Origin of the sequence: Pseudomonas sp. FSL R10-1350 (assembly GCF_009600525.1) — a bacterium.
GTDB classification, from domain to species: Bacteria; Pseudomonadota; Gammaproteobacteria; order Pseudomonadales; family Pseudomonadaceae; genus Aquipseudomonas; species Aquipseudomonas helleri.
Window position 1 is genome coordinate 21878 of record NZ_WIVR01000028.1, and the last position, 10546, is coordinate 32423.

General features: G+C 56.9%; 10 protein-coding genes and 2 tRNA genes. 1 reads left to right on the forward strand and 11 read right to left on the reverse strand.

Annotation, left to right across the window (positions count from 1 at the left end; genetic code table 11):
• Nucleotides 1-8: 8 nt before the first annotated feature.
• Together GHO25_RS14150 and GHO25_RS14155 are read right to left on the reverse strand one after the other, a co-directional pair.
• On the reverse strand, nt 9-359 hold the full coding sequence (locus GHO25_RS14150; RefSeq protein WP_153391037.1) for a DUF6124 family protein: 351 nt from the start codon (nt 357-359) through the stop codon (nt 9-11).
• Between the two features lie 525 nt (nt 360-884).
• A tRNA-Met gene (locus GHO25_RS14155) sits at nt 885-961 on the reverse strand.
• Nucleotides 962-1176: 215 nt separating this feature from the next.
• Between GHO25_RS14155 and GHO25_RS14160 the strand changes: the two genes are divergently transcribed.
• On the forward strand, nt 1177-2349 hold the full coding sequence (locus GHO25_RS14160; protein ID WP_153391038.1) for an MFS transporter: 1173 nt from the start codon (nt 1177-1179) through the stop codon (nt 2347-2349).
• Between the two features lie 80 nt (nt 2350-2429).
• On the opposite strand, the gene GHO25_RS14165 is transcribed toward GHO25_RS14160, so the two are convergent.
• The 9 genes from GHO25_RS14165 to GHO25_RS14205 form a co-directional block, all read right to left on the reverse strand.
• The gene (locus tag GHO25_RS14165; RefSeq protein WP_153373673.1) at nt 2430-3476 is read right to left on the reverse strand and encodes an aromatic acid exporter family protein; all 1047 of its coding nucleotides are present in this window, start codon (nt 3474-3476) and stop codon (nt 2430-2432) included.
• 134 nt (nt 3477-3610) lie between these two features.
• Nucleotides 3611-4711, reverse strand: coding sequence for a redox-regulated ATPase YchF (ychF, locus tag GHO25_RS14170; protein ID WP_048368415.1), 1101 nt, complete (start codon nt 4709-4711; stop codon nt 3611-3613).
• A 23-nt stretch (nt 4712-4734) separates the two neighbouring features.
• The gene (gene pth, locus GHO25_RS14175; RefSeq protein ID WP_048368414.1) at nt 4735-5319 is read right to left on the reverse strand and encodes an aminoacyl-tRNA hydrolase; all 585 of its coding nucleotides are present in this window, start codon (nt 5317-5319) and stop codon (nt 4735-4737) included.
• Nucleotides 5320-5484: 165 nt separating this feature from the next.
• Nucleotides 5485-6075 carry a 50S ribosomal protein L25/general stress protein Ctc gene (locus GHO25_RS14180; RefSeq protein WP_048368413.1) on the reverse strand — a complete coding sequence of 197 codons (591 nt, stop codon included), beginning with the start codon at nt 6073-6075 and terminating at the stop codon, nt 5485-5487.
• A gap of 139 nt (nt 6076-6214) precedes the next feature.
• Nucleotides 6215-7156: a ribose-phosphate pyrophosphokinase gene (locus tag GHO25_RS14185; protein WP_016971225.1), complete on the reverse strand. Its 942-nt coding sequence runs from the start codon at nt 7154-7156 to the stop codon at nt 6215-6217.
• A 45-nt stretch (nt 7157-7201) separates the two neighbouring features.
• Nucleotides 7202-7276, reverse strand: a tRNA-Gln gene (locus GHO25_RS14190).
• Nucleotides 7277-7313: 37 nt separating this feature from the next.
• Nucleotides 7314-8162, reverse strand: coding sequence for a 4-(cytidine 5'-diphospho)-2-C-methyl-D-erythritol kinase (ispE, locus tag GHO25_RS14195; protein ID WP_153327065.1), 849 nt, complete (start codon nt 8160-8162; stop codon nt 7314-7316).
• Between the two features lies 1 nt (nt 8163).
• Nucleotides 8164-8790, reverse strand: a complete 627-nt coding sequence (lolB, locus tag GHO25_RS14200; RefSeq protein WP_048368411.1) for a lipoprotein insertase outer membrane protein LolB — start codon at nt 8788-8790, stop codon at nt 8164-8166.
• 3 nt (nt 8791-8793) lie between these two features.
• Nucleotides 8794-10518 carry a tetratricopeptide repeat protein gene (locus GHO25_RS14205; protein WP_153391039.1) on the reverse strand — a complete coding sequence of 575 codons (1725 nt, stop codon included), beginning with the start codon at nt 10516-10518 and terminating at the stop codon, nt 8794-8796.
• Nucleotides 10519-10546 lie beyond the last annotated feature (28 nt).

Consider the following 10546-nt stretch of genomic DNA (forward strand, 5'->3'; position numbering starts at 1 on the left):
GTGCTGCTTTAGTGCGTCGTCAAACCATCCAGCGATTTATCCACATACGCCTTGGCCAGCTCCACCAGGTGCATGCAGGACAACACCAAACTACGCGAATGCCCGCTCAAGTCATTCCCCGCCTCACTTGCCGAAGCACCCGCGCAGCGCAACAAGTCTGACGCTTGGGCCAAAGCCGCTTCTAAATTGACGCTGTCGGGTATGGCATACGTGGCCTGATCCACGTGCCGCGGAGGCTTATGGTCGTGCAGGTAATAATCGAGGGCACGATCGGTGGCGGCACGGTCTAACGACGATGCATCGCACTGAGCAGCAGTTTGCAGGGGGAGGGCGGGTGGATCAGGAACCAGCTTTTTCATTGTTACAACTCCTAGGGTGTTTAAGGAGCTGTCACTTGTCGCGACTAAACGAATGGGTGGCAGCCATGCGCAGGTTAGTCGACCGGTCACCTAGGAACCCGGCGCGCCACATGGGCGCCCTGCGCACGGCCACCATAAAACGCAGGCCAAGAAAAAGCGCCTCGCGGAGGTGGCGTCTTGCGCCTAGGGAACACGGGCGACTAAACCCGACCGCTGTTTTGCAGCGATGGGTCGAGACTATTCCCCGAAATGATCAGGCACAAGCGAACGGAAGTTTCTAGGATGTTTCAGCGGATTGAAAGGGAAGCGTCGTACGAAATGGCTGATTAGCAACCTCTGTAGTCGCTGCCGCAGGCTGCGATAAGGGCCGCAAGCCCTTCAAAAGCGGGTCGCTGCGCAACCCATCGCAGCCTTCGTTCCTCGTCAGCGACTACAGGCTATTTATCGACAGGCACAAAAAAGCCCGCACTAGGCGGGCTTTCTCGTTGGTTTCATTTCATCTTGCGATGTGGTGAAACCGGTGTTTGGTGGCTACACAGGGACTTGAACCCCGGACCCCAGCATTATGAATGCTATGCTCTAACCAACTGAGCTATGTAGCCGATGGCGCGCATTATTCCCTCGTAAGGGGGGTGTGTCAAGCAAATATCTGAAAATTTTCTCTGCGCTATCAAACGCTTAAGGTTTCTCGGGGTTCGGATGGCACTGGCTTGTTAAAAAATGGCACATTGGGGCACTTGCACGTGCATTCATCTGTTGCCTGGAAACCCTTATGGCTATTAGCGACACTCCAATAAAAACAACGCCAGACCTCCAAATGCCTCAAGCCAGCCCGTTAGTCCTGCGCATTATCGGGGCCGTGGCGCTGGCGCATTTGATCAATGACTTGATCCAGGCGGTGCTGCCGTCGATCTATCCGTTGCTCAAGGACAAATACGATCTGACCTTCACGCAGATCGGTCTGATTACCCTGACTTTTCAACTTACCGCGTCGCTGTTGCAGCCGTGGGTGGGTTATTACACAGACCGTCATCCCAACCCGCTGTTATTGCCGTGCGGCATGGCGTGTACGCTGATCGGGATTTTGATGTTGTCTCAGGTCGGCAGTTTCCCACTGATTTTGCTGGCCGCCGCGTTGGTCGGGGTGGGCTCGTCGACTTTTCACCCTGAGGCCTCGCGGGTGGCGCGGCTGGCGTCGGGCGGGCGTTACGGGTTTGCCCAGTCGACGTTTCAGGTGGGCGGTAACGCTGGGTCGGCGTTCGGGCCGTTGCTGGCCGCCGCCATCATCATCCCCTATGGTCAGGGCAACGTGGCCTGGTTCGGGTTGTTTGCGCTGTTTGCGGTAGGCCTGCTGTATGTGATCAGCCGCTGGTACCGCACGCACTTGAGCCTGTTCAAGCTCAAGGCCGGGCAGAAGGCCACGCACGGTTTGTCCAAGCGGCGTGTGCTGAGCGCACTGGTGGTGTTGGGGCTGCTGGTGTTCTCCAAATATTTCTATATGGCCAGCCTCACCAGCTATTACACCTTCTTCCTGATTCAGAAGTTCGACGTCTCCATCGCCAACTCGCAGATGTACCTGTTTTTGTTCTTGGGGGCGGTAGCCGCGGGGACGTTCTTTGGTGGCCCGATTGGCGACCGCATCGGGCGTAAGGCGGTGATCTGGTTCTCGATTCTGGGTGTCGCGCCGTTCACGTTGCTGCTGCCGTATGCGGATCTGTTCTGGACCAGCGTCCTCAGCGTGGTCATCGGTTTTATCCTGGCGTCGGCGTTCTCGGCGATTGTGGTGTATGCCCAGGAATTGGTGCCGGGCAACGTGGGCATGATTGCCGGTATCTTCTTTGGCTTGATGTTCGGCTTTGGCGGGATTGGTGCGGCGTTGCTGGGGCATCTGGCCGACATTCACGGTATCGAATACGTCTACAAGCTGTGCTCGTACCTGCCACTGTTTGGCGTGCTGGCGATCTTTTTGCCGCGCACCAAAAAGAACTGATCGGTACACGCAAAGCTCGTAGCAGTTGACGAGCTTTGCGAGGCTACGTCCGGCTGCGAAGCAGCCGTCACCCTGGCGTCTTATTTCCCATCGCTTTGCGCGCTGGCACTAAAACTCTGCAACGCGCTTTCGACGGTGCTCAAATGCTGCAGGCAGATTTGCCACGGCGCTGACACGGCTTCGACCTGTTGGTCGTCATAGGCGGCCAACACCGGCTGCTGCGTATCGCCGGCAATCGCTGCACAGCCTGAGGCGACGCTGGCCAGCCGTTCATGCAGCGCGGCGGGTGGCGAGCCCTGTTCTTTGCGCATGGCGTCAGCAAAGGCCTCAGAGAACAGCAGGGCGCTGGCGTACAAGCGCACGGCATGTCGCTCGTAACGGCTGGCTATGTCTTTGACTTCCCGCGAGGCAAACCGGCCGCGCAACGTCCAGCGTGCGGTATTGCGTGCGCTGGCAATGCCGTTCTCAAGGGTGATGAGGCTGTCGTGAGCACCCGAAAAAATAAACACCGCGTGCTGCGCGCTTTTAGCGTCGTTCTTTTCAAGGGCTGTCAGGCTTTGGCCGAAGCCTTTGGCGAGTTTTTCCAGCAAGTCCTTGGCCGAGTCATCAATGATCCCGATGGGGTTGGGTGTCAGCAAGATCTGGCTGAACATCAAACCCACCCCGGCGCCCACCACCACATCAAGCATGCGCACAACACCTGCGCTCTCCGGGCCGACCGCCAACATCAAAACGGCTGACACGCCTGCCTGAATCGGTACAACGGCGCCCAAGCCGTACAGTGCGGCGATGGCAATGGCCGAGAACGTGGCGAAGCCGATGCGCAGCAACGGGTAGCCATCGGGCAACCACAGCGCGGCTTCACCGATGATAATCCCGGTGGCCACGCCGACCATCAAGCCAACCGCTTGCTTGCCATGGCTGGGCAGGCCGGGCGCCAGGCAAACAATCGCGCTGATGGCGGCAAACACCGGGTGCTCGTGGCCGAATAAGTGCTTGGCGAGGATCCACGCCAGTGCAGCGGCGATGGCTGAGGCCAGGGCATCGCGCCAGGCCGTGGTCCAGCGAAACTGGATTCGCTCAATAAGAGGAGTGGTGAAACGGTTGAAGAACACCTTGGACAGCATTGCGACTCCCTACACAGTCAGCCTTTAGGTCTTGGGACTAACCATAGACTGTTTGCTTGTCACGGTGTTTATCGGGGTAAAACCCGGGCCAAAAAAAACCGCGCCTGGGCGCGGTTTTTTAGACGTGTGTTGGTTTACACGTTGAAACGGAAGTGCAGGACGTCGCCGTCTTTAACGATGTAGTCCTTGCCTTCCAGACGCCATTTGCCGGCTTCTTTTGCGCCCGCTTCACCCTTGTACTGGATGAAGTCTTCGTAGGCGACGACTTCGGCACGGATAAAGCCTTTTTCGAAGTCGGTGTGGATCACGCCTGCCGCTTGTGGGGCGGTCGCGCCTACTTTTACAGTCCAGGCGCGTACTTCTTGAACGCCGGCGGTGAAGTAGGTTTGCAGGTTGAGCATTTCGTAACCGGCGCGGATCACACGGTTCAGGCCTGGCTCTTCAAGGCCCAGGGCCTCAAGGAACATGTCCTTTTCTTCGCCGTCTTCAAGCTCGGCAATTTCAGCTTCGATCTTGTTGCACACCGGCACAACGGTCGCGCCTTCTTCTTCGGCAATGGCTTTCACCACGTCGAGCAGCGGGTTGTTTTCAAAACCGTCTTCGGCCACGTTGGCGATGTACATCACCGGCTTGGTGGTCAGCAGGTGGAAGCCCTTGATGATTTGCTTCTCATCGGCGTCCATGTTCTTGATCAGGCTGCGTGCTGGCTTGCCCAGGGTGAAGTGGGCAATCAGTTGTTCCAGCAGGGCTTTTTGGGCAACGGCTTCTTTATCACCGCCTTTGGCGTTACGTGCGACTTTTTGCAGTTGCTTTTCGCAGCTGTCGAGGTCGGCGAAAATCAGCTCAAGGTCGATGATCTCGATGTCGCGCTTAGGGTCGACGGTGTTGGAAACGTGGATCACGTTTTCGTCTTCAAAGCAGCGCACCACGTGAGCGATAGCGTCGGTCTCACGGATGTTGGCCAGGAACTTGTTGCCCAGGCCTTCACCTTTCGATGCACCGGCTACCAGGCCCGCGATGTCAACGAACTCCATGGTGGTCGGCAGGATGCGATTCGGCTTAACGATCTCCGCCAGTGCTGCTAGACGCGGGTCGGGCATCGGCACGATGCCGGTGTTCGGCTCGATCGTGCAGAAGGGGAAGTTCTCCGCTGCAATGCCGGATTTGGTCAGGGCGTTGAACAGGGTGGACTTGCCGACGTTAGGCAGGCCGACGATGCCGCAGTTGAATCCCATGGTGTTTCCCCTCGGAAAAAGAGTCAGGCCTTCTGGCTGTGCAGGTTTTTCATCGCGCGGTTCCATTCACCGGCGAGGATATCCGGCAGCACGCCGAGGGCAAAATCGATGCTGGCGTCCAGTTTTTCCTGCTCGGCGCGTGGCGCACGACCCAGAACAAAGTTGGACACCATGCTCGCGACGCCTGGGTGGCCAATGCCGAGCCGCAGACGGTAGAAATTATTGTTGTTTCCCAGTTGCGCAATGATGTCACGCAAGCCGTTATGACCTCCATGGCCGCCGCCCAGCTTGAGCTTGGCAACACCCGGTGGGAGATCGAGTTCGTCGTGGGCCACCAATATGGCTTCTGGCGCAATGCGGTAGAAGCCGGCAAGTGCCGCAACGGCCTGGCCGCTTCGGTTCATATAGGTGGTGGGAATCAACAGACGAACATCCTGACCCTGATGGCTAAAACGTCCGGTCAGGCCAAAATATTTACGATCGGCAACGAGATTGACCCCGTTTGCCGCCGCGAGGCGCTCAACAAAAAGGGCCCCTGCGTTATGCCGGGTCTGTTCGTATTCGGTGCCTGGATTTCCCAGGCCAACGATCAGTTTTATGGCGGTCACGACAAGGGCCCTTCTATAGAGTTATGGATCACATCGCCGCTAACGGTAGCGGCGAAAACAGACAAGAAAACGGGTTTACCTGAGTAAACTTCGCGATCTTGTCCGCTTTACTCGCTGCGTGTTAGCTCGCGATGTTTCTCAAAACTCCAACGACAGAGTAATGAATTACTCAGCGTCTGCTTCTGGTGCAACACGTGGAGCGTGAACGTTGGCTACTGCCAGGTCGTTACCGTGTGCCAGAGCTACGAACTCAACGCCTTTAGGAGCGGTGATGTCCGACAGGTGAATGATCGAGCCGATTTCGGCGTTAGCCAGATCAACTTCGATGAATTCAGGCAGGTCTTTTGGCAGGCAGGAAACTTCGATTTCCGCGATAACGTGCGAGATCTCGCCGCCTTTCTTAACCGGAGCAGCTTCACCAACAAAGTGAACTGGAACGATTGCAGTCAGCTTTTGACCAGCAACAACGCGTACGAAGTCAGCGTGCATCACGTGGCCTTTAGCCGGGTGACGTTGCAGAGCTTTGATGATCACGTTTTGCTTAACGCCACCAACGGTCAGTTCGATAACGTGGCTGTAAGCAGCTTCGTTTTCGAGCAGTTTGGCAACTTCTTTAGCCAGCATGCTGATGGATTCAGGGGCTTTGTCGCCACCGTAAACTACAGCTGGAACCAGGCTTGCGAGACGACGCAGGCGGCGGCTCGCACCTTTCCCCAGGTCGGAACGCACTTCAGCATTCAGAGTAAAATCGTTCATGTTGTATCTCCAAAATATCCACACCCGCCCTAGCGTTTGCGACCAGCGCTATGGACGGTATGGGCAAAAAAGCCCCGCCCCAACAGGCTGTTGGGGCGGGGCGCTTTTCGTCAACGGATGTCAGAGCAGGGCAGGGCCCTTATCTGAACATCGCGCTGATCGATTCTTCGTTGCTGATGCGGCGAACCGCTTCAGCCACAACCGGTGCGATATCCAGTTGACGGATACGCGAACAGGCTTGTGCGGCGGCGGACAGCGGGATGGTGTTAGTCACCACCAGCTCATCCAGCACAGAGTTCTCGATATTCTCGATTGCCCGACCCGACAGCACAGGGTGTGTGCAGTAGGCGAACACTTTGGCAGCGCCATGCTCTTTCAAGGCTTTAGCCGCGTGGCACAGAGTGCCGGCGGTATCGACCATGTCGTCAACCAAAATACAGGTACGCCCTTCGACATCACCAATGATATGCATCACTTCGGAGTGATTGGCTTTCTCACGGCGTTTGTCGATGATCCCCAGATCCACGCCCAAGGATTTGGCAACAGCACGTGCACGCACGACGCCGCCGATATCCGGGGACACAATCATGAGGTTCTCAAAGCGCTGATCTTCGATGTCATCCACCAATACTGGGGAGCCGTAGATGTTATCTACAGGAATATCGAAGAAACCCTGAATTTGGTCAGCATGCAAATCAACCGTGAGAACACGGTCGATGCCGACTACGGTAAGCATGTCAGCAACAACTTTTGCGCTGATAGCCACACGTGCGGAACGCGGACGGCGATCCTGACGGGCATAACCAAAGTAAGGAATAACAGCAGTAATACGAGTTGCTGAGGAACGGCGGAAGGCATCAGCCATCACGACGAGTTCCATCAGGTTATCGTTGGTCGGAGCACAAGTCGGCTGAATAATGAAAACGTCTTTACCGCGAACATTTTCATTGATCTCAGCGGTAATCTCGCCGTCGGAAAACTTGCCGACAGAAATGTCACCGAGAGGGATATGCAGCTGACGTACGACACGCCGAGCCAGATCGGGGTTAGCGTTCCCCGTAAAGACCATCATCTTGGACACGCGCAGTACCTGAAGGCTGAGGGTAACCTGGATGAGTATAAGAAATGGCAGGGGCGGCTGGATTCGAACCAACGCATGGCAGGATCAAAACCTGCTGCCTTACCGCTTGGCGACGCCCCTGTATCTGTTGCTACGAGTACCGTGTACCCGTTTCCGTTTACAGATCTTGTAGCGTTCGATGCAACATCGAAACGTTGCTTCCTTTTGCTACAAACCCTGTAAGGGTCTCTGTAAGAAGGTGCAGCACTTTATCAGCACTTGCTTCGTTTGGGAAGGCCCCAAATATACAACTTCCAGTTCCAGTTAATTTTGCTTCGGTATATTTACCTAACAAATTCAAAGCGTTACGTACTTCTGGATAACGCTCCTTCACCACTGCTTCGCAGTCGTTTCGGCTGTTTCCCTTGGGAACGGGGCGCACTTTAATGGGCAAAGAGTCACGTGTCAACAAAGGATCTGAAAATATTTCTGCTGTGCTGACAGAGACTTGCGGCACAAGTACGACGTACCAGGGCTCTTCCGGGTCTACAGGGGTAAGAATTTCGCCTACGCCTTCTGCGAAAGCGGCGTGCCCACGGACGAAAACCGGAACATCGGCTCCCAGGCTCAGGCCCAGTGCTGCCAACTGGTCTTCAGTCCAGTTCAATTGCCAGAGATGGTTGAGGCCCAGCAAGGTGGTGGCCGCATTTGAACTGCCGCCGCCAATGCCGCCGCCCATGGGCAATATCTTTTTGATCCAGATATCGATGCCCAGCGGGCTGTTGGACTGTTGTTGCAGTTTTTTCGCCGCTTTGACGATCAGGTTGTCGTCGTGCGCCACACCGGCAAACTCGGTGTGCAGGAAAATAACCCCGTCGTCGCGTACGGCGAAGGTCATTTCATCGCCGTAATCGAGGAATTGAAACAGGGTTTGCAGTTCGTGGTAGCCGTCTGCGCGACGACCCAAAATGTGCAGCATCAAATTCAGTTTTGCCGGGGAGGGCAAAACCAGTGCCTCTTTTTGCATCTTATTGTCCCAACTGACGCGGTTGCCAATCTTTCACGACCAGCGTGACGTCCAGATCCGTGCCGTGCAGTTTGACCCGCTCCGGCAACCAAAAACCATTTTGTTCGATGTAGCTCAGGTATTCGATCTGCCAGCCATCCTGTTCCAGGCTGGCAAGGCGGCTGTCGGCGTTCAGGGTCACGCGGCTTTTGCTGTCGGGCGCGGGCAGCCCGCGAACCCACCAGACCAAATGCGACACCGGCAAGCTCCAGCCCAACTGCTCGCCGAGCAATTGTTCCGGGGTGGTGGCTTCATAGCGGCCCTGGTTGGCGACCTCAAGGCTGACATTGCCCGGGCGGCCGGTCAGGCGGGCAGCGCCTCGGCCCAGCGGGCCCGACAGGCGAATGTCGTAGTAGTCCTGGCGTTGCAGCCAAAACAGTGTCGCGCTGCCCGAATCTTTAGGGGCACGAATGCCGACCTTGCCGTTGATTTGCCAGCCATCGAGTGCGCTCAGCTGCTGTTTATGCTGCGACCACAGGGCAGGGCTGCCGTGACCTTCGACCGATTCACGAGCGCCGAAGCCCGCGCAACCGGCGAGCAGGGCGATCAGGCCAAAGGCAATGAGATGGCGTACATGACGAAAAAACATGATTTAAGGAGTCTCGGATCCGGTCAGGCGCAAGACGGTTTTGCGCAGAATAGGGCTGTCTGGGTTGTCCTTGAGGAACTGCCCCCAGAGTTTTTTGGCTTCACGCTGCTGGCCACTCACCCACAACACTTCACCTAAATGCGCGGCCACTTCTTGATCGGGGAAGCGCTCCAGCGCCTGGCGCAGCAAACGTTCTGCTTCAGGCAAATTACCCAGGCGGAAGTTCACCCATCCCAGGCTGTCGAGCACGGCCGGGTCTTCCGGGTTCAAATCGTAAGCTTGCTGGATGTATGTTTTGGCTTCGGCGTAGCGGGTGGTGCGGTCCGCAAGGGTGTAACCCAGCGCGTTCAAGGCCATGGCGTTGTCAGGTTCACGCTGGATAATGGCGCGCAAATCGGCCTCCATTTGCGGGAGGTCGTTACGTTTTTCGGCCAGCATGGCGCGTGAGTACAGCAGGTTCAGGTCGTCGGGGTATTGCTTGACGGCTTGTTGCAAAACGGCCCAGGCGCGATCGGTCTTATTGTTCGCCGACAGGGTTTCGGCTTCGATCAGGTACAGCTGAATCGCGTAGTCCGGCTGGGCGTCACGGGCAGCCGCCAGTTTTTGCGAAGCTTCGGCGCCGCGGCCGTGATTGATCAAAATGTCTGCCTGGCGCAATTGTGCAGGCAAATAATCATTACCTGGCTCTACCAACGCGTATTGAATCAGCGCGCCTTGCGGGTCATTACGTTCTTCCGCAATACGGCCCAGGTTCAAGTGTGCCGAGTCGACATGACTGTCGCGGTCGATCAGTTCTTGCAGATAGCCTTCGGCTTCGTCCCAGGACTTAAGCTCAAGGCACACCAGCGCCAGGGAGAAACGCAGTTCGTCGTCTTCCGGGTACTGCTGAACCAGGCTGGCGAATTGCACTTTTGCCTGATCGATGCGGTTTTGCTCGACCAGCGTACGTGCATAAGTCAGGCCCAACCGTTTGTCGTCCGGGTTGTCGCGCATGGTTTTTTGCAGCAGCGGCAAGGCTTCATCGCCACGGTTAAGGCTTTGCAGCAGGCGGGCGCGCAGCAGAATCGGGGCGATTTCACCGTCTTGCGGCGGATGCTGCTCCAGCAGTTTCAAGGCGCCGGCCGCGTCATCGTCCTGTTGCATCAGCAAGGCTTTGCCGAAGATCAGTTGATCGTTGTCCGGGTGCCTGACCAGCAGCCGATCAAAGTTTTTTTGCAGCCCGGCACGAGTCTCGGGGTCTGTTTCGAGGGCCGACAAGGCTAAAAAGTCGAAGTGCGTGTCGCCTTTGGCCTGCAGGACTTTTTCCATGTAGGCCATGGAATCGTCGTAGCGACCGCTGCGTGCCAGTTGAATGGCCGCAGCGCGTTGCGCATCCAGATCATCCGGTGCGTTTCTGGCCCAGATCAGCACCGTGTCGAGGGCTGCCTGATCGGCGCCCAGGTATTCGGCGATGCGAAACGCACGCTCGGCGACGCCCGGATCCTGGGTGTTGATCGCCTGCGTCACGTAGTTATCGAGGGCGATATCCAGGCGATTGCGTTGGCCGGCCAACTCCGCGCTCAGCAGGCTGTACAGCGTGTCTTCGCTGAACGAGCCATAAACCGTGGGCTTTTCCGGGACGGTGGTAACGTCTTCTGCCGCGGACGAAGCATCCGGGGACGTGGGGGCCAGAGACTGGCAGCCACTGAGAACGACGAGAGCAAGGAGCAACGCGGAGGATCTATTCATATAAGAGAAAGGCGACTTACCTGCGGTC

What these genes read in the sequence shown, in the direction of transcription:
- GHO25_RS14150 (WP_153391037.1), bottom strand. Translation starts at nt 359, where the DNA reads ATGAAAAAGCTGGTTCCTGATCCACCCGCCCTCCCCCTGCAAACTGCT.
- GHO25_RS14160 (WP_153391038.1), top strand. Translation starts at nt 1,177, where the DNA reads ATGCCTCAAGCCAGCCCGTTAGTCCTGCGCATTATCGGGGCCGTGGCG.
- GHO25_RS14165 (WP_153373673.1), bottom strand. Translation starts at nt 3,476, where the DNA reads ATGCTGTCCAAGGTGTTCTTCAACCGTTTCACCACTCCTCTTATTGAG.
- ychF (WP_048368415.1), bottom strand. Translation starts at nt 4,711, where the DNA reads ATGGGATTCAACTGCGGCATCGTCGGCCTGCCTAACGTCGGCAAGTCC.
- GHO25_RS14180 (WP_048368413.1), bottom strand. Translation starts at nt 6,075, where the DNA reads ATGAACGATTTTACTCTGAATGCTGAAGTGCGTTCCGACCTGGGGAAA.
- ispE (WP_153327065.1), bottom strand. Translation starts at nt 8,162, where the DNA reads ATGCAAAAAGAGGCACTGGTTTTGCCCTCCCCGGCAAAACTGAATTTG.
- lolB (WP_048368411.1), bottom strand. Translation starts at nt 8,790, where the DNA reads ATGTTTTTTCGTCATGTACGCCATCTCATTGCCTTTGGCCTGATCGCC.
- GHO25_RS14205 (WP_153391039.1), bottom strand. Translation starts at nt 10,518, where the DNA reads ATGAATAGATCCTCCGCGTTGCTCCTTGCTCTCGTCGTTCTCAGTGGC.